We start from the raw sequence: 16,922 nt of genomic DNA, 5'->3' as shown, positions 1-16,922 counted from the left end.
GCTGCGTACTCCCACAAGGAACGAACCTGGAGGTCCCGGTGAAGGTCGGCTGTATCGGACTCGGCGACATCGCGCAGAAGGCGTACCTGCCCGTCCTGACCACCCGCCCGGGGCTCGAACTGCACCTGCAGACCCGGACCCCGGCCACCCTCGAACGGGTCGGCGCCCAGCACCGGGTCCCGGCCGAACGCCTGCACACCGACCTCGACTCGCTGCTCGCCCAGAAGCTCGACGCGGCCTTCGTGCACGCCCCGACGGCCGTTCACCCGGAGATCGTGGAACGGCTGCTGGAAGCGGGCGTGCCGACCTACGTCGACAAGCCGATCGCCTACGAGCTCGCGGAATCGCGCCGCCTGGTCGAACTGGCCGAGGAGCGCGGGGTCTCCCTCGCCGTCGGCTTCAACCGCCGCCACGCGCCCGGCTACGCGCAGTGCGCCGACCACGCGCGCGACCTGATCGTCATGCAGAAGAACCGGGTCGGCCTGCCCGAGGACGTACGGACCTTCGTCCTGGACGACTTCATCCACGTCGTCGACACGCTGCGCTTCCTGCTGCCCGGCGAGGCCGACCAGGTCGACGTACGGGCCGTGGTGCGGGACGGCCTGATGAGCCAGGTGGTGCTCCAGCTGTCGGGTACGGGCTTCACCGCGCTCGGCATCATGAACCGGCTCTCCGGTTCCACGGAGGAGGTGCTGGAGGTCTCCGGGCAGGACACCAAGCGCCAGGTCGTCAACCTCGCGGAGGTCATCGACCACAAGGGCCAGCCCACCGTCCGGCGGCGCGGGGACTGGGTGTCGGTGGCCCGCCAGCGCGGCATCGAGCAGGTCGTCGACTCCTTCCTGGAGGCCGTCGCCGCGGGCACGACCCTCAGCGCGCGCGACGCGCTGCTGACCCACGAACTGTGCGAGCGGGTCGTGCGCTCGGCTCTGGACCAGGCGTCCTGAGCGACTCCCCGGACGACTCCCCGAGGGGCGCCCCGGCCGGATCCCCGGCCGGCGCTCCGAGGGGCCGCCCCAGGGGCCGCCGGAGCCGTACGGAGCGGGCGCCCGCGACCGTGCAGTACGCGGCCAGGGCGGCCAGCGCCGCGCCCACCGCCCAGTCCCCGAAGCGGACGTAGAGGGTCGTGCCCCGGGCGAGCGGGACCTCGTACACCCGCGCCGTCCGCGCCGAGGTGGACAGTGCGGAACCGATCCGCTCGCCGGACGGCCCGTGCACCGCGCTGACCCCGGTCAGGGCGGCGTGCACCTCGGGCCGCCCGGTCTCCGCCGCCCGCAGCGCGGACAGCGAGGCGTGCTGGGCCGGGGCCCAGCCGTCCTGGAAGGTGGACGTGGCCGACTGGTCGATCAGCACGGCGGCTCCGTCGCGGACCAGGCGGCGGCTCATGTCGGGGAACGCCGACTCGAAGCAGACCAGCGGGCCGAGGCGGACGTCCGCCCGGCCGGGCAGGTCCATCAGGACCGGTGCGTCGCCCGGGACCCGGTTCTCGTCCGCCGCCTTGCCGACCGAGGTGGCCCAGCCCAGCAGCTCGCGGGCCGGCACGTACTCCCCGAAGGGGACCAGACGCATCTTGTCGTACCGGTCACCGGTCGGGCCCGCGGGACCGACGAGCACCGCCGATTTGCGGATCCCCGGCCGGTCGGCGGCCCGCGCATCCACGTTGACCAGCAGCGGAGCCCCCACCCGCGCCGACAGGGCGGCGAGCCGCCGGGCCAGGTCCGGGCGGGCCGTCAGGTCCTCGCCGACACTGCTCTCTCCCCACACCACGAGGTCGGGGCGCAGTCCTGCCGAGGTCCCCGTAGGCGCGGTCGGAGCCCCGGCCAGGGCTGCGGTCAGTTGCTCCCCGACGGCGAACCGCCGTTCCGCGCTGTCCGGGCCGTCCTCGACCGGACCCGGTTGTACGACGGCCACGCGCAGCACCCCGGAGACCTCCGGACGGGGCGCCCACAGCCACACCACCCCCGTCAGCACCGCGCAGCCCGTCACCCCGGCCAGCGCCGGAACCCGCGCCCCCGGCGCCGTCAGCAGCAGCGCCACCGCGCAGTTCACCGCCACGACCAGCAGGCCGACCAGCCAGACCCCGCCCACCGAAGCGAGCCGCAGCGCGGGCGCCACCTGCCACTGACTGGCACCGAGCAGCCCCCACGGCCCGCCCAGCCCCTGCCAGGACCGGGCCAGCTCCGACAGCAGCCAGCCCGCGGGCACGAGGACCAGCGCGGCGACCGCCCGGGCCCCGCCGGGCCGTCCGCCCAGCAACTCCCGCACCAGCAGGGCCCAGGGGATCCAGAGCAGGCCCAGCAGCGCCGCCAGCACGAACAGGAACACGTGCAGGCTGGGCAACAGCCAGTGGTGCACGGCGAAGACGAAGCCGGCGCCGCCGAGCCAGCCCTCGAGGGCGGCGCGCCGGCCGGTGGGGGCCGACCTCAGCAGCAGGATCCAGGGCACCAGGGCGACGTAGGCGAACCACCACAGTGCGGGGGCGGGGAAGGCGAGGCAGGGCAGCGCCCCCGAGGTGACCGCAGCCGCCGCACGCCACCCCGGAACCCGCTTCCGGACCGCCGAGACCATCGGCATCATGAAGGGCCTCCGCTTCCAGTGTGGAACAGCCCAGCCCGTCGGGTCACCGAACCATCAGAACGACATGTGCCGCCACTTCTCGTGGACGGTGACCCGCGAGAGCCGCCAGCCGGACCGGGCGGTACGGGTCACGGCGAAGGTGTAACGGCCCGCCGCGACGAAGTTGGGTGCGGTCACGGGGGGCCCGCCGTCGTCGGGCTCCTCCCCGGCGAGCCGCATGGGATTGAGGAAGTCGGCCCGGACCTCCGCCGTGTCACCGGGGGAGCCGCCCGGGTCCGCGATCCGGATCAGCCGGTTCACGATCAGGTGCTGGCGCACCGGGAACAGCTTCATCGTCTCCGCGAGCCAGTCCGCGACCTCCCCGGCCGGGCCCTCGATCCCGCCGGCCGAGGCGTAGTCGGCCCGCCCGCCCGGGGCGAACAGGGCGCGGTAGGCGTCCCAGTCCCCGTCGTCCACGGCGATGGCGTATCCCGTGACCAGCTCGTCGATCGCCAGTCGGTCCATCACGCCCGCAAGGTCCACACGCTGCGTCATCGGGTCAGTGTGGGGGCGCGGGCCGCGAAGGCCAAGGGGCGTGCGCGGCCCGGATGTCCCGGCACCGGGTCAGTGACCGGAACGCGCCTCCCGGGGACGGACCACCACGAGGTAGGCGTCGCTCGCCAGATCCATGACCACCTCCGCGGGCACGCCCTCGCGCATCCGCTGCGCCGCGTACTCCTCGGCCGGCCAACTCCCCCTCGGACTTCCGGCCGGAAACCGCTCCAACACCACTCGACCCATGGGACACCCCCTGCTGCTCGTCTTCAGGTCTCTCCCTCCACAACGACGCGGAGGCCGCCCGGGAACGTTCCCGGGCGGCCTCCGATTCACGCGAAGCGGTGAGCGCGGCCGTACTAGCCGGCCGACTCGCCGGCGTGGGGGCTGAGCACACCCATGCCGATCAGCACGAACAGTAGGATGCCGAGCAGGACCCGGTAGATCACGAAGGGCATGAAGCTCTTGCTGGAGATGAACTTCATGAACCAGGCGATGACCACGTAGCCGACGACGAAGGCGACGACCGTCGCGAAGATCGTCTGAGGCCATTCGATGTGCCCCGGGTCCTCCATCACGTCCTTGATCTCGAACAGGCCCGAGGCCAGCACGGCCGGGATGGCGAGGAGGAAGGAGTAGCGGGCCGCGGCCTCGCGGGTGAAGCCCAGCAGCAGACCGCCGGAGAGCGTGGCACCCGACCGGGACACGCCCGGGATCAGGGCCATCGCCTGGCAGAGACCGAAGATGAGGCCGTCCTTGACGCCCAGTTCCTTCAGGGTCTTGCGCTCACGGATGGCGCGGTGCCGGCCGCCCTCCTCGTCGCGCGCGGCCAGCCGGTCGGCGATGCCGAGCACGATGCCCATCACGATGAGGGTGGTGGCGATGAGCCGCAGATCGCGGAACGGGCCCTCGATCTGGTCCTTGAAGGCGAGGCCGAGGACACCGATCGGGATCGAGCCGACGATCACCAGCCAGCCCATCTTGGCTTCCTGCTCGGAGCGCAGCGCCTTCGTGTACAGCGAGCGGAACCACGTGGAGATGATCTTCGCGATGTCCTTGCGGAAATAGATCAGTACGGCGGCTTCGGTGCCGATCTGCGTGATGGCGGTGAAGGCCGCTCCCGGATCGTGCCAGCCGGCGAACGCCGCGGTCAGCCGCAGGTGGGCGCTGGAGGAGATCGGGAGGAACTCCGTAAGCCCCTGGACGAGACCGAGGATTAGGGATTCGAACCAGCTCATGTCGGGGTGCGCTCGTCCTTGTGATCGTCGGGCAGTTCGCGTCCGATGCTAGGGCCCGTGAGGTGCGGCCGTGACCACAGGGGGGTGTACGGCCGTCAGTTCCCGTGCGGACACGGGCCGCTCGGGCCTCCGTACGGGCGCCAGCCGGTGCCGCTTGCGCCAGGCGACGACCGCCGCCCCCACCGCGGAGAGGGCGATGAAGCCGAACGAGGCGAGGAACGCGGGGGAGGTCGGGGACGAGGCGCTGGCCCCCGCGATCACGTACGCGGCGGTGTTCGGGACCACGCCGATCGCGGTGGCGAGGAGGAAGGGGAGCCAGCGGCAGCGGGACAGCGCGGCGGCGTAGTTGGCCACGGCGAAGGGCAGGCCGGGGAAGATCCGCACCGCGAGCATCGAGCGGAAACCGTGCCGTGCCAGCTGGTCGTCCGCCGCCTGCAGCCAACGGCCGCGGATCAGCGGACGCAGGGCGTCACGCCCCATCATCCGGCCGAGACCGAAGGAGATCCCCGCGCCGACGACCGAGCCGCCGACCGCGGCGACCAGGCCGAACTGGGAGCCGAAGAGGGCCCCCGAGGCCAGGTTCAGCAGCGGGCGCGGCACCAGGGCGGCCGTGCACACCCCGTACGCCGCGGCGAAGAGCAGGACGGCGGTGCCCACCGGGAGCCCCGGGGGCCAGCCCTCCGAGAGCAGGCGCTGGGGCTCGAACAGCACGACGCAGACGCCGGCCGCGAGGAGCAGCACGACGAGCAGCGAGAGCCGCGTCCACGGCGCGAGGAGGAGGGACATTCCGGGAGACTAACCGACCCCCCTGTCCGAGCGCCGTAATCTGGGCCTCATGCAGTCGAACGACAGCCGGCCTCCGGAGGTTCCGCACAGCGACCTGGCCGACCTGTTGATGCCGCGGCTCACGGAGTCCTACGGCGCCGCCGCCGACGCGGGCCGGGCCGGGCCCATGGCCGCGTACATGAAGGACGTCTCGCCCTTCCTCGGGATCCCCACCCCGCTGCGCCGCGAGCTGTCCCGGGCCGTGACCAAGGACACCCCGAAACCGTCCGAAGCGGACTGCACGGCCCTCGCGCTGCGCTGCTGGGAGCTTCCGGAGCGTGAGTACCGCTACTTCGCCGTCGACTACCTGCGCCGGCACGTCTCCCGCTGCTCCTCCGGCTTCCTGCCCGTGGTCCGGCACCTGATCGTGACCGTCCCCTGGTGGGACACCGTCGACCTGCTCGCCGCGCACACGGTCGGGCCCCTCGTGGCGGCGGACCCGGCGCTCGCCGCCGTGATGGACGAGTGGATCGGGGACGAGGACCTGTGGGTGGCCCGCACCGCCCTGCTCCACCAGCTCCGGTACAAGTCCGCGACCGACACCGACCGGCTCTTCGCGTACTGCCGCCGCCAGAGCGGGCACCCCGACTTCTTCGTCCGCAAGGCCATCGGCTGGTGCCTGCGCGAGTACGCCAAGACCGACCCGGCCGCCGTACGCGCCTTCGTCACCGCCGAGCGGGAGTCGCTGTCCCCGCTCTCGGTGCGCGAGGCGCTGAAGAACACCGGCGGGGCCGCGTAATTCACTGGCCCCGCCGCGCCCGCTCCGGCAGGATCGACCGCATGTCCAGGCAGACCTTCCCCGAAGCACCGTCCGCAGTCGCGGACGCGCCGAAGGCTGCCGTCCCCGCACCGCTCGTCGCGGGCGCAACCGCATTCGGCGGCGCACGAAGCTGACCCTTCCCGGATCGTCCGGCGGACCCCACAGGGGGAGGGTCGGTTCGCTCAGGGGTCCCGTCATTCGAGCTTCAGCTTCTGAATCACACGGGAAGACATCATGGCCAAGACGGCCTTCGTGCGCACCAAGCCGCACCTCAACATCGGCACCATGGGTCACGTCGACCACGGCAAGACGACGCTGACCGCCGCCATCACCAAGGTCCTCGCCGAGCGAGGCGGCGCCTCCTTCGTGCCGTTCGACCGGATCGACCGGGCCCCCGAGGAGGCCCGGCGCGGCATCACCATCAACCTCACGCACGTCGAGTACGAGACCGACACCCGGCACTACGCCCACGTGGACATGCCGGGCCACGCCGACTACGTCAAGAACATGGTCACCGGCGCGGCCCAGCTCGACGGGGCGATCCTCGTCGTCTCCGCCCTCGACGGGGTCATGCCGCAAACCGCCGAGCACGTCCTGCTCGCCCGGCAGGTGGGCGTCGACCACATCGTCGTCGCGCTCAACAAGGCCGACGCCGGGGACCCCGAGCTCACCGACCTGGTCGAGCTGGAGGTCCGCGAGCTGCTCACCGCGCACGGCTACGGCGGGGACGGAGCCCCCGTCGTACGGGTCTCCGGGCTCGGGGCGCTGGACGGCGACCCGCAGTGGACCGCATCCATCGAGGCGCTGCTCGACGCCGTGGACACGTACGTGCCCATGCCCGTGCGGTACACCGACGCGCCGTTCCTGATGCCGGTGGAGAACGTCCTCACCATCACCGGTCGCGGCACCGTCGTCACCGGCGCCGTGGAGCGCGGCACCGTGGCCATGGGCGACCGCGTCGCCCTGCTCGGCGGCGCGGGCGAGGGCGCGGTCGTGGAGTCCGTGGTCACCGGACTGGAGACCTTCGGGAAGCCGATGGAGTCCGCCGAGGCCGGGGACAACGTCGCGCTGCTGCTGCGCGGGGTGCCCCGCGACGCGGTGCGCCGCGGGGACGTGGTGGCCGCGCCCGGCAGCGTCGTACCGAGGCGCCGCTTCACGGCGCGGGTGTACCTGCTGTCCGCCCGCGAGGGCGGCCGCACCACACCGGTGGCGACCGGCTACCGGCCCCAGTTCTACATCCGCACCGCCGACGTGGTGGGGAACGTGGACCTGGGCGGGGAGGGCCCGGCCCGGCCGGGCGACACGGTCACCATGACCGTCGAGCTCGGGCGGGACGTCCCGCTGGAGGGCGGGCTCGGCTTCGCGATCCGCGAGGGCGGGCGCACCGTCGGGGCCGGGACGGTGACCGAGGTCGGATAGCGGGCCCGTAGCGGCCCGGCGGTACCCGCTGTGGTGGCGGTGGTCGGCCTGCGCCAGACTGCCGTCACCACAGGCATGCGGGGAGGGAGCAGTTCGTGACGGACGGCAGCGTGAGCGAAGGCGAAGGCGGCGGCGCAGGCAAGGGCACGGCTCTGGTGCTCGGCGGCGGCGGGCTGACCGGCGTCGGCTGGGAGGCCGGGATGCTCTACGGGCTCGCCCGCGCGGGCGTCGACCTGACCGGCGCCGACCTCGTCGTCGGGACCTCGGCCGGCTCCGTCGTCGGCGCGCAGCTCACCTCCGGACTGCTCACCCCGCAGGAACTGTACGAGCGCCAGCTCGGCGACCCCGGCGGGGAACTCCCCGCGAAGCTGGGGGCTTCCCTGATCGGGCGGTACGCCGTCGCGATGGTGCGCTCCCGCGACGCGAAGTCCTACCGGCGCCGGATCGGCGCCTTCGCCCTCGCCGCCGACACGGAGCCCGAGGGCGTGCGCCGCAAGGTGCTGGAAGCCCGGCTGGTGTCGCACGACTGGCCCGAGCGGCGCCTCGTCGTCACGGCGGTGGACGCGCTGACCGGCGAACTCGCCGCCTTCGAGCGCGGGAGCGAGGCCGGGCTGGTCGACGCCGTCTCGGCGAGCTGCGCCGTCCCCGGGGTGTGGCCGCCCGTGACGGTCGCGGGACGCCGGTTCGTCGACGGCGGGGTCCGCTCCGCGACCAACGCCGACCTCGCCTCCGGCTACGGGCGCGTGGTGATCCTCGCGCCGATGGCCACGGGCGCCGGGCTGATCCCCTCGCCCGCGGCGCAGGCCGCGCGGCTGCGGGAGGCCGGGGCGAAGGTGCTGCTGATCACCCCGTCGGCGCAGGCCCGTAAGGTCTTCGGACGCAACGTACTGGACCCCGCGCGCCGCGATCCCGCCGCGCGGGCGGGGCTGGAGCAGGCCGCGGAGCACGTGGAGCAGGTGCGCGAGGTGTGGGCGGCTCCGGGAGCCTGACAATGGTGCGGTGAGTGACGAACAGATCCCGGTGATCCGGGACGTGGCCCAGGGCACCGCCAAACTGATGCCGGACATCGACCGCGAGCGGGCCTGGCTGCTCACCGTGGACGGGGCGCCGCAGTCGTACGTGGACCTCGACGATCCGGAGCACCTGGAGTTCGAGTACGTACGCCGCCTCGCGCACGTCCTGGACTGCGTCGGCGAGCCGGGGGCCGCGCTGGACCTGCTGCACCTGGGCGGCGGCGCGCTGACCCTGCCGCGGTACGCGGCGGCGGGCCGGCCGGGGTCGCGGCAGGACGTGGTCGAGTTCGACGGCGGGCTCGTCGCGCTGGTCGGGGAGTTCCTGCCGGTCGCGGCCGGGAGCGGCATCACGGTGCACGTCGCCGACGCGCGGGCCTGGCTGGCCGCGGCCCCGGACGCGAGCGCGGACGTGGTGGTGGGGGACGTCTTCGGGGGATCCCGGGTGCCCGCTTCGCTGGCCTCGGTGGAGTACGCCCGGGAGGTGGCGCGGGTGCTGCGGCCCGGCGGGGTGTACGTGGCCAACCTCGCCGACGGGGCGCCGTTCGGTTTTCTGCGGGGGCAGCTCGCGAACTTCGGGGCGGCCTTCGGGGAGTTGGCGCTGATCGCGGAGCCCGGAGTGCTGCGGGGACGGCGGTTCGGGAACGCGGTGCTGCTGGCCTCGCAGCGGGAGTTGCCGGTGGCGCCGCTTTCTCGGGTGTGCGCGGGGGATGCGTTTCCCGCGCGGGTGGAGAGCGGGGCGGCCCTCGCACGGCTGATGCGGGGGGCCCGGCCGGTGGCCGACGCCGATGCGGTGGCTTCGCCCGAGCCGCCCGAGGGGGCGTTCAGCCTCGGCTGAGGGGGTGCCGCCGCTGCGCGGGGCGAAGTCCCCTACCCGCCCTTCGCCCGTTCCCCGGGGCTCCGCCCCGGACCCCGGTCCTCAAACGCCGGACGGGCTGAAATGCCCCCGGGGCTCCGCGCCTCACACGCCGGCGGGGCTGGATTCGGCGGAGCTGGACGGAGCGGGGCTCGGTTTGGTGAGGTCCGGTGCGGCACCGGGGTCGGAGCCGGCGTCGGGGCCGATGACGACGGACGGTTTGCGGGTCATGTGGCGGACGTCCGGGACCAGGAGGACGGCGGCCGTCACCACGACCACCAGGGCCGCGCAGCCCCAGAGGGCCGAGGTGCGGCCGATCGCGGATTCGACCGGGCCGGCCACCGCCGTGGCCAGCGGGAGCATCGAGAGCGAGCCGAACCAGTCGTAGGCGGAGACGCGGGAGAACATCTCCTCCGGGATCTCCTGGTGCATCGTCGTCATCCAGCTCACGCCGAACACCTCGATGGCCGCTCCGCTCACGAACATCACCACGCACAGCCCCCACACCGGCAGCGGCACCGCCAGCCCCGCGGAGGGGAGCGCCAGCGGGAACACGCACAGGGTGCCGGCCAGCAGCAGGCGGCGCGGTTTCCAGACCATCATCAGGACGGCCCCGCCGATGGTGCCGAGGCCGAAGAAGGCCAGGGCCACGCCCCAGGGAGCCGCCCCGCCCAGTCGCTCCAGCGCGACCAGGGGCCCGTAGACCGCTTCGGCGGCGCCGACCACGGCCACGACGACGGAGAACTGGAGCACGATGCTCCACAGCCAGGGGCGGCTCCTGAACTCCACCCAGCCCTCGCGCAGATCGGTCAGCAGGCCGCCGCCGGGAGCGCGTTCGGCGATGTGGCCGACCTCCAGGAAGGCCCGTAGGGCTCCGGCGAGGGCGAAGGCGGCCGCGTCCACGGCGAGCACCCAGCCGGGGCCCAGCAGGGCGACCATGGCTCCGCCGAGGGCCGCTCCGCCGACGCCGGCGCCGTTCATCGCCATCCGGAAGAGGGCGAAGGCGCGGTTGGCGTGCGGGCCGGAGACGCTGGCCATGAGCATGCCCTCGGCGGCCGGGTTGAAGAAGGCCGTGCCGGTGCCGCACAGCGCCGTGAGCAGCATCATCTGCCACAGCTGCGGATCGCCGGTCAGGACGAGGACGGCGAAGACGGCCTGCGAGACGCCGTTGACGGCGTTGGCCGCGACCATGACGTGGTGGCGGGGGATCCGGTCGGCGATCGCTCCGCCGATGAGCAGGAAGAGGACGAGCGGCAGCGTACGGGCGGCGGCCACCAGGCCGACGTCGCCGGCGGAGCCGCCTGCCTGGACGACCGCGAAGGCGGTCGCGATGAGCGCTCCGTGGCTCCCGAGGTTCGTGATGACCGCGGCACCCGTCAGCAGGGTGTAGTTGCGGCCGGCCCACTCGGGCCTCCGCCGTGCGGAGGAGGGGCGGACGGGACCGGGGGAGGAGGCGGGGGATGAGCTCACCTCCGGACTATCCCCGTCCCGGGCCGGGAATCCAAACGGATTTCCGGCCCGGGAGGGAGGGCGCGGAAGTTCAGCCCGCTTGGAGGCGGACGCTGCTCAGGATCTTCTCGTAGATCTCCTTGCTCACTTCGCCCGGGACGCCGGCGGCGCCGTAGAGGACCCAGGTGGAGAGGTCACCGTTGGTGGTCAGGAAGCTGAAGGCCACGGACTTGCCGTCCGTGGAGCACTTGTTCTCCTTGGGCAGGCCGCTGACGGTCGCGGTCGCCATGTGGCCCTTGAGCCCGGAGGAGGTCGTGTACTCCTTCGCCTCGGTCACCTTGGTGGTGCCCTTCGGCGCCTTCTGCGCGTACGCGGCGAAGGCCCAGTTGCCCGCCTCGTTGTACGCGGCTTCGGCGGTGCCCTTCGCACCCATGCCGCCCTTGGTTCCGGTGCTCGCCAGCTCGGTCGACTCCTCCTTGCCGTCCTTGTTGGCGTCGACCTTGCACCAGTCCTCCTTGAGGATGGCGGGCGCCCCCATCATGACCAGGGGCTTGTCGCTGCTCGTGTTGTGGTCGTCGAAGCCGATGGACAGCCCCGAGGACTTGACCTCCCAGTCCGGCGGGACGTCGAAGGCGGTGCCGTACTTCGGGTTGAGGACGACCTTCCAGCCGGGGATCACCGGCTTGACCTCGGCGCCGCCGCGCGGGTTGGCGCTCGAGCCCGCCGGGGCGGGCGCGGCCGAGGAGGCCGGGGCGGAGGAGGAGGCGCTCGGCTTGTCGTCCGCCTGGTTGGAGGTGTCGTCGTCCCGGGTCAGGACGAACGCCCCGGTGGCGGCGGCCGCCACGACGACGGCCGTGGCCGCCACGATGGCCACGGTCCTGGTCGAGAACGGGCTCCCGCCGCGCGGGGGCGGGGGCGGCGGAGTGCCGCCCCACTGGGGTACGGGAACGGTCGGGGGCTGCTGGCCCCATCCCTGGGGAGCGGGGGGCTGCTGCGGGTACCCGTAGCCGGGCTGCTGCTGCTCCCCGTACGCCGCGGTCGGCGGCTGCTGCTGGTACGGGTTCGGCGTTCCCGGCTGCTGCTGGTACGGGTTCTGATGCGCGTCCTGGGGGTTGGGTTCTCCCCCGGGCGGCTGCTGCTGTCCTGGCCACATGGCCGGTAACGATAGTGGGAGTGCGCGCGGGGAGCCACGGCCGCCCCCGGCCGGGTCTGGCCAAGGGTGACTACTCGCGGGTAACATCGCGTCCCATGAGCGCTGAACAGATGAACGTGGGCGAACTGCTCGCCGCGACCGTGCCGATGGCCAAGACCCTGAACCTCCAGTTCCTGGAGACCACCCCCGAGCGTGCCGTCGTCCGGCTCCCGGACCAGCCGGACTTCCACAACCACCTCGGCGGCCCGCACGCCGGCGCCATGTTCACCCTCGCCGAATCCGCGAGCGGCGCCATCGTCCTGGCCGCCTTCGGCGACCAGCTCTCCCGCGCCGTGCCCCTCGCGGTGAGCGCGGAGATCGGCTACAAGAAGCTCGCCAAGGGCGTCGTGACGGCCACCGCCACCCTCGGCCGCCCGGCCGCCGACGTCGTGGCCGAACTCGACGCGGGCGGCCGCCCGGAGTTTCCCGTCACCATCGCCATCCAGCGCGAGGACGAGGCCGTGACGGGCGAGATGACCGTGGTCTGGACGCTGCGCCCCAACGCGTAGTTCCTGCCCTGGGGCGGAGGGTGTCGCGGGCGGTCGTACGACATGTCTGCGGCACGCTCCTTCCCCGGCCGGCGCCTGGCGTGCACCGCGCCTGTCGTGCACCCCGCTCAACTCCCCGCCCGCGCGCGACCGTCCGGCCTAGGGTCGGTCCATGTCGCAGACAGCCGCTGCGTTCCCGACGGCCTTCGTCGTCGGTGCCGCGATCACGATCACGGTCCAGCTGGTGATGGGGACCCTTCAGCTGTCCGCCACGCGCAGGCTCACCCGCCTGACCCTGGACGAACAGCGCGCGCAGCTGGAGGTGAAGGCCGACCACGACCGCGCGGCCGCACTCCGCGACGCCCGGCACGTGGCGTACCTGGCCTTCCTGAAGGCCTGCTACGGGGTGGTGTCCGCGGCCGGGGAGTACGCCGCCGCGGATCACCCGGTGGCGGAGGAAGTCGGCCCCCGGGGCCTGTCGGCCGGACCGGACGACCTGCTGCTGCGGCTCCCCCAAGCGCTTCGCGTGGTCGGTGCCTCGGCACGCGACGTCCTGGAGGACGTCCGGCTGGCGGGCGGCCAGGACATCGGGGACCTGGCGCGGGATCTGTACGCGGCGGCTCTGGGCGTTGCCCACGTGGCACTGGACGTTGCGGCGGCCCGGCGGGACGGAGACGTCCTGGAGGAGGCTCAGAAGGATTTCGTGACGGCCCGCATCGCCTACGGGAACGAGCGGCGGGCGTTCACGGCGCTGGTCCGGACCCAGGTGTGGGGCGTGGACCCCGAGAACCCGGAGGGCTAGGCCGCCCCTTCGCCGGGGCACCCGAGTACGTCCAGTACGCGGACGCTGTGCCGCAAGGCATGCGGCCGCTAGAGTCCCTCCTCCGACGACGGATGGAGGGGGTCGCGTGCCGGGCCGAGCCAAGGTCAGCATCAGTCTCGACGCCGAGCTCGTGGTGGAGGTGATGGTCCTCGCCGGGATCGGTTCGCCCCAGGACGCGGTCGAGGCCGTCGTACGGGACTACATCGAGCGCGGCCACCGCACCGAGGCGCGGGTCCAGCTCCAGGACGAGCCCCGGCGCGAGGCTGACCTCGGTCGGCAGCCGCCGCAGGGCTGAACATCGGGGGCGCGGTGGCGCGCCTGAAGCGGGCCCGCGCGGCGGGCGGCGCACAGTGGGCGGCGGGAGCGGTCCGGCGCGGGCCGCTCCCGCCACCTGACGCCGATGCCCACGCCGCAGGGAGCGCCCATGAGCGAGGCCGTGTCCAGACGCCGTGCGATGCGCCTCCTCGGGGCGATGGGCGCCGCCCTCGGCGCGGCCTCGTGCGTACCGGCGCCGCCGCCCGGCGCGCAGCCCCGTAAGGCCTCCGCCTCCGGTGCGGCCCCCGCCGCCGCTCCCGCGGCCGGCAGCGCCGCCCGGGTCGACGCGCTGCTGGACCGGCTCACCCTGGAGGAGAAGACCGTCCTGCTGCACGGCGGCCCCGACCCGGAACCGCTCGGCCAGGCCGGCTACGTGCCGGGCATCGCGCGCCTGGGCATCCCGGCGCTCCGCCTCGCCGACGGTCCGGCCGGGGTACGCGTCGCCAAGCCCGCCACCGCGCTGCCCGCGCCGGTGCTGCTCGCCTCCGCCTTCGACCCGGCGCTCGCCCGCGCGTACGGGCGGGTCATCGGCCGCGAGGGCCGCGCGCTCGGCATCGACGTGCTCCTCTCGCCGATGGCCAACCTCATCCGCACCCCGTACGCCGGACGGAACTTCGAGACGTTCTCGGAGGACCCGAAGCTGACGGCCGACCTGGTCGCCGAGGTCGTCCGGGGCATCCAGGACGAGGGGCTCATCGCCACCGTCAAGCACTTCGCGCTCAACAACCAGGAGAAGGGCCGCGACACCGTCGACGTGATCGCCGCCGAACAGACCCTCCACGAGACGGAGCTACGGGGCTTCGAAGCCGCCGTGGCCGCCGGGGCCGGCGCCGTGATGGGCGCCTACAACAAGGTCAACGGGGTCTACGCCTGCGAGAACAAGCCGCTCCTCGACGAACTGCTCCGCGGGCGCTGGGGGTTCGACGGATGGGTGATGTCGGACTGGGACGCCACCCACAGCACCGTCGCCTCGATCGGCGCCGGCCTCGACATGGAGATGCCCGCGGGCACCCACTACGGTGCCCCGCTGCGCGAGGCGGTGCGCGGCGGCTCCGTCCACGAGGACACCGTCGACCTCGCCGTACGCCGGATCCTGACCACCTTGGACCGCTTCGGACTGCTCGCAGGGCACCCCGCCGCCCGGCCCGCCCGGGACGCCGCCGCCGGGGCCCGCACCGCACGGCAGATCGCCACCGCCGGAGCGGTCCTGCTGCGCAACGAGCGGGCCACGCTGCCGCTGACGGGTCCCGCCGCCCGCTCCATCGCCGTGATCGGCCCCACCGGGCGGACCCCCTTCGTCGGCGGCGGCGGAAGCGCCCACGTGGTGCCGGACGCGGCCGCCGCCCCCCTCGACGAGATCCGGCGGCGGGCCGGAAGCGGCTCCACGGTGGGCTACGCCCTCGGCGAGGACCTCTACGGGCGCCCGCTGCCGGCGAAGCTCCTGACGCCCGACGCCGGCCTCGACGACCGGGCGGTGGCACCCGGGCGCAGCTGGGGCTACGAGGGGACCTTCCGGCTGGCCGCCGACGACGAGTGGACCCTGCTGGTCCACTACACCGGGAAACGGCCGGCCGTCCGGCTCGACGGGGAGGAGCTGTTCCCCGTACGGCAGGGCGTGGCCGAGCTGTTCGCCGGCGGACTGCTCGGCGCCGCGCCCGACGGCCGCACCGTGCGCCGCCGCACCCTCGCGCTCAAGGCGGGCGACCACCGCCTCGCCGTCTTCGCCGAGGGCGGGCCCAAGGGGCAGCGGCTGCGGCTGCGGCACACGACGAAGGCGACCCGGGCCGCCGACCTCGCCGAGGCCGTCAAGGCGGCCAAGGCGGCCCGAAGCGTGGTGCTGTTCGCCTACGAGGACGCCACCGAGGGCAGCGACCGCACCTCCCTGGCGCTCCCCGGCGGCCAGGCGGCGCTGATCGAGGCGGTCGCCGCCGCCAACCCGCGCACCACGGTGGTGCTCAACACCTCCTCCGGTACGACCATGCCGTGGCTCCCGCGTACCGGAGCGGTCCTCCAGATGTACTACCCGGGGCAGGAGGGCGCGGCCGCCACCGCCGACGTGCTCTTCGGAGACGCGGAACCGGGCGGCCGCCTCACCCAGACCTTCCCGGCCGACGAGCGGGCGACCCCCGTCGGCGCGGACCCGGTGCGCTACCCGGGCGTGGGCGGGCGGCAGGAGTACACCGAGGGGGTGCACGTGGGCCACCGCTGGTACGACCAGCAGCGGGTGGCTCCACTGTTCCCCTTCGGGCACGGGCTCTCGTACACGACCTGGGCGTACGAGAAGCTGGCGGTCCGGCGGGGCGGCGCGCACGCGAAGCAGGGCGGGCTGCGCGTGGAGTTCACCGTCCGCAACACCGGACGCCGCACGGGCACGGAGGTGGCCCAGGTCTACGTGGGCCCGTCGCCGGACCTGAAACTGGACCAGCCGGTCCGGGCCCTGGCCGGGTACCGGCGCCTCACCCTCGAACCCGGCGAGGAGCGGCGGATCGTCATGGACCTCGACGCGCGCACCCTGTCCTCCTGGGATCCCGGGCGGGACGCGTGGGTGGTGGGGACGGGCCGCCGCGAAGTGTTCGCGGGGCGTTCCTCGCGCGAACTGCCGCTGCGGGCAAAGGCTGTGGTGGCGACCGGATAGCAACCGGATAGGCTGCCCGTTCGGTCCGCCACAGGGGGCGGGCCGGGCGGAACAACTCGGGAGGACGTACCGGTGCACATCCAGGAATGGCTGGAGACGATTCCGGCGGTCAGCATCTACCTCCTGGTGGGGCTCGTCATCGGACTGGAAAGCCTCGGCATCCCGCTGCCGGGGGAGATCGTCCTGGTCAGCTCGGCGCTGCTGGCCTCGCAGCAGGGGCACATCGACCCCGTGGTGCTGGGCATCTGCGCGACCATCGGGGCGATCGTGGGCGACTCGATCGGCTACGCGATCGGGCGCAGGGGCGGGAAGCCGATGCTGGAGCGGCTGGGCCGGCGCTTCCCCAAGCACTTCGGGCCGGACCAGGTGGCCATGGCGGAGCGTTCCTTCGAGAAGTGGGGCATGTGGGCCGTCTTCTTCGGGCGGTTCGTGGCGCTGCTGCGGATCTTCGCGGGGCCGCTGGCGGGCGTGCTGCACATGCCGTACTGGCGGTTCCTGATCGCGAACGTCCTCGGCGGGATCCTGTGGGCGGGAGGTACGACGGCCGTCATCTACTCGATCGGGATCGTCGCCGAGCCCTGGCTGAAGGGGTTCTCGTGGGTGGCCCTCGCCCTGGCCCTCGTCTGCGGGCTCGCCATGACCGTGGTGGTGCGCGGACGGATGAAGAAGGCGGCCGCGGCGGCGCGGGACGAGGCCGGTACGGACGCGCCTGCGGATGCCGCTGCGGCCCCGGACACGGCCGAGGTGCCGGGGCAGGCTTCGGCCGCTCCGACCGTGCTCACCGACTGAGGACCTGCCTCTCGC

17 protein-coding genes are annotated in these 16,922 nt (G+C 73.6%); 10 read left to right on the top strand and 7 right to left on the bottom strand.

Features of this window, described 5'->3' with window-relative positions; genetic code table 11:
- Nucleotides 1-38 precede the first annotated feature (38 nt).
- Complete coding sequence (locus tag ACFRU2_RS34580; RefSeq protein ID WP_250740223.1) at nt 39-944, top strand: Gfo/Idh/MocA family protein; 906 nt, start codon at nt 39-41, stop codon at nt 942-944.
- Here the strand turns inward: ACFRU2_RS34580 and lnt are convergent.
- From lnt to ACFRU2_RS34555, 5 genes are all read right to left on the bottom strand, one after another.
- Nucleotides 868-2,574 carry an apolipoprotein N-acyltransferase gene (lnt, locus tag ACFRU2_RS34575; RefSeq protein ID WP_382979892.1) on the bottom strand — a complete coding sequence of 569 codons (1,707 nt, stop codon included), beginning with the start codon at nt 2,572-2,574 and terminating at the stop codon, nt 868-870. The two genes, ACFRU2_RS34580 and lnt, sit on opposite strands and share 77 nt — an antisense overlap.
- Nucleotides 2,575-2,628: 54 nt before the next feature.
- Nucleotides 2,629-3,108 carry a nuclear transport factor 2 family protein gene (locus ACFRU2_RS34570; RefSeq protein WP_382979891.1) on the bottom strand — a complete coding sequence of 160 codons (480 nt, stop codon included), beginning with the start codon at nt 3,106-3,108 and terminating at the stop codon, nt 2,629-2,631.
- Between the two features lie 69 nt (nt 3,109-3,177).
- Nucleotides 3,178-3,354: a hypothetical protein gene (locus ACFRU2_RS34565; protein ID WP_243339660.1), complete on the bottom strand. Its 177-nt coding sequence runs from the start codon at nt 3,352-3,354 to the stop codon at nt 3,178-3,180.
- Between the two features lie 113 nt (nt 3,355-3,467).
- Nucleotides 3,468-4,346, bottom strand: a complete 879-nt coding sequence (locus ACFRU2_RS34560) for an undecaprenyl-diphosphate phosphatase (RefSeq protein WP_382979889.1) — start codon at nt 4,344-4,346, stop codon at nt 3,468-3,470.
- 48 nt (nt 4,347-4,394) lie between these two features.
- Nucleotides 4,395-5,132, bottom strand: coding sequence for a TVP38/TMEM64 family protein (locus ACFRU2_RS34555; protein ID WP_351381853.1), 738 nt, complete (start codon nt 5,130-5,132; stop codon nt 4,395-4,397).
- Nucleotides 5,133-5,181: 49 nt separating this feature from the next.
- Between ACFRU2_RS34555 and ACFRU2_RS34550 the strand changes: the two genes are divergently transcribed.
- From ACFRU2_RS34550 to ACFRU2_RS34535, 4 genes are all read left to right on the top strand, one after another.
- Nucleotides 5,182-5,910, top strand: a complete 729-nt coding sequence (locus ACFRU2_RS34550; RefSeq protein WP_382979886.1) for a DNA alkylation repair protein — start codon at nt 5,182-5,184, stop codon at nt 5,908-5,910.
- Between the two features lie 255 nt (nt 5,911-6,165).
- Nucleotides 6,166-7,350, top strand: coding sequence for an elongation factor Tu (gene tuf / locus ACFRU2_RS34545; RefSeq protein ID WP_382979885.1), 1,185 nt, complete (start codon nt 6,166-6,168; stop codon nt 7,348-7,350).
- Between the two features lie 95 nt (nt 7,351-7,445).
- A complete protein-coding gene (locus ACFRU2_RS34540; RefSeq protein WP_382979884.1) occupies nt 7,446-8,339 on the top strand; it encodes a patatin-like phospholipase family protein in 894 nt (297 codons plus the stop codon).
- A 67-nt stretch (nt 8,340-8,406) separates the two neighbouring features.
- The gene (locus ACFRU2_RS34535; protein WP_382979946.1) at nt 8,407-9,198 is read left to right on the top strand and encodes a spermidine synthase; all 792 of its coding nucleotides are present in this window, start codon (nt 8,407-8,409) and stop codon (nt 9,196-9,198) included.
- A gap of 123 nt (nt 9,199-9,321) precedes the next feature.
- Here the strand turns inward: ACFRU2_RS34535 and ACFRU2_RS34530 are convergent, their stop codons facing one another.
- Both ACFRU2_RS34530 and ACFRU2_RS34525 read right to left on the bottom strand, forming a co-directional pair.
- Entirely contained in the window at nt 9,322-10,686 is a 1,365-nt protein-coding gene (locus ACFRU2_RS34530) for an MFS transporter (RefSeq protein ID WP_382979883.1), read from the bottom strand.
- A gap of 70 nt (nt 10,687-10,756) precedes the next feature.
- Nucleotides 10,757-11,818 (bottom strand): hypothetical protein, encoded by a 1,062-nt coding sequence (locus ACFRU2_RS34525; protein WP_382979882.1) that lies wholly within the window; start codon nt 11,816-11,818, stop codon nt 10,757-10,759.
- Nucleotides 11,819-11,913: 95 nt separating this feature from the next.
- Between ACFRU2_RS34525 and ACFRU2_RS34520 the strand changes: the two genes are divergently transcribed.
- The 5 genes from ACFRU2_RS34520 to ACFRU2_RS34500 all read left to right on the top strand — a co-directional run bounded on the left by ACFRU2_RS34520 (nt 11,914) and on the right by ACFRU2_RS34500 (nt 16,907).
- Entirely contained in the window at nt 11,914-12,366 is a 453-nt protein-coding gene (locus tag ACFRU2_RS34520) for a DUF4442 domain-containing protein (RefSeq protein ID WP_250740213.1), read from the top strand.
- Between the two features lie 151 nt (nt 12,367-12,517).
- The gene (locus tag ACFRU2_RS34515) at nt 12,518-13,147 is read left to right on the top strand and encodes a hypothetical protein (RefSeq protein WP_382979881.1); all 630 of its coding nucleotides are present in this window, start codon (nt 12,518-12,520) and stop codon (nt 13,145-13,147) included.
- Between the two features lie 163 nt (nt 13,148-13,310).
- On the top strand, nt 13,311-13,463 hold the full coding sequence (locus ACFRU2_RS34510) for a DUF2191 domain-containing protein (protein ID WP_274551683.1): 153 nt from the start codon (nt 13,311-13,313) through the stop codon (nt 13,461-13,463).
- 129 nt (nt 13,464-13,592) lie between these two features.
- Complete coding sequence (locus ACFRU2_RS34505; protein WP_382979879.1) at nt 13,593-16,118, top strand: beta-glucosidase; 2,526 nt, start codon at nt 13,593-13,595, stop codon at nt 16,116-16,118.
- Nucleotides 16,119-16,190: 72 nt separating this feature from the next.
- Entirely contained in the window at nt 16,191-16,907 is a 717-nt protein-coding gene (locus tag ACFRU2_RS34500) for a DedA family protein (RefSeq protein WP_382979878.1), read from the top strand.
- Nucleotides 16,908-16,922 lie beyond the last annotated feature (15 nt).

The sequence above is a fragment of the Streptomyces sp. NPDC056883 genome (genome assembly GCF_042788835.1).
In the GTDB taxonomy this organism is placed as follows: Bacteria; Actinomycetota; Actinomycetes; order Streptomycetales; family Streptomycetaceae; genus Streptomyces; species Streptomyces stoeckheimensis.
This window is presented reverse-complemented; position numbering and strand designations above follow the sequence as displayed.

Excerpts from the sequence above, each read along its gene's own strand:
- lnt (WP_382979892.1), bottom strand. The coding sequence starts at position 2,574 with ATGATGCCGATGGTCTCGGCGGTCCGGAAGCGGGTTCCGGGGTGGCGT.
- ACFRU2_RS34570 (WP_382979891.1), bottom strand. The coding sequence starts at position 3,108 with ATGACGCAGCGTGTGGACCTTGCGGGCGTGATGGACCGACTGGCGATC.
- ACFRU2_RS34565 (WP_243339660.1), bottom strand. The coding sequence starts at position 3,354 with ATGGGTCGAGTGGTGTTGGAGCGGTTTCCGGCCGGAAGTCCGAGGGGG.
- ACFRU2_RS34560 (WP_382979889.1), bottom strand. The coding sequence starts at position 4,346 with ATGAGCTGGTTCGAATCCCTAATCCTCGGTCTCGTCCAGGGGCTTACG.
- ACFRU2_RS34555 (WP_351381853.1), bottom strand. The coding sequence starts at position 5,132 with ATGTCCCTCCTCCTCGCGCCGTGGACGCGGCTCTCGCTGCTCGTCGTG.
- ACFRU2_RS34550 (WP_382979886.1), top strand. The coding sequence starts at position 5,182 with ATGCAGTCGAACGACAGCCGGCCTCCGGAGGTTCCGCACAGCGACCTG.
- tuf (WP_382979885.1), top strand. The coding sequence starts at position 6,166 with ATGGCCAAGACGGCCTTCGTGCGCACCAAGCCGCACCTCAACATCGGC.
- ACFRU2_RS34535 (WP_382979946.1), top strand. The coding sequence starts at position 8,407 with ATGCCGGACATCGACCGCGAGCGGGCCTGGCTGCTCACCGTGGACGGG.
- ACFRU2_RS34525 (WP_382979882.1), bottom strand. The coding sequence starts at position 11,818 with ATGTGGCCAGGACAGCAGCAGCCGCCCGGGGGAGAACCCAACCCCCAG.
- ACFRU2_RS34520 (WP_250740213.1), top strand. The coding sequence starts at position 11,914 with ATGAGCGCTGAACAGATGAACGTGGGCGAACTGCTCGCCGCGACCGTG.
- ACFRU2_RS34515 (WP_382979881.1), top strand. The coding sequence starts at position 12,518 with ATGTCGCAGACAGCCGCTGCGTTCCCGACGGCCTTCGTCGTCGGTGCC.
- ACFRU2_RS34510 (WP_274551683.1), top strand. The coding sequence starts at position 13,311 with ATGGTCCTCGCCGGGATCGGTTCGCCCCAGGACGCGGTCGAGGCCGTC.
- ACFRU2_RS34505 (WP_382979879.1), top strand. The coding sequence starts at position 13,593 with ATGAGCGAGGCCGTGTCCAGACGCCGTGCGATGCGCCTCCTCGGGGCG.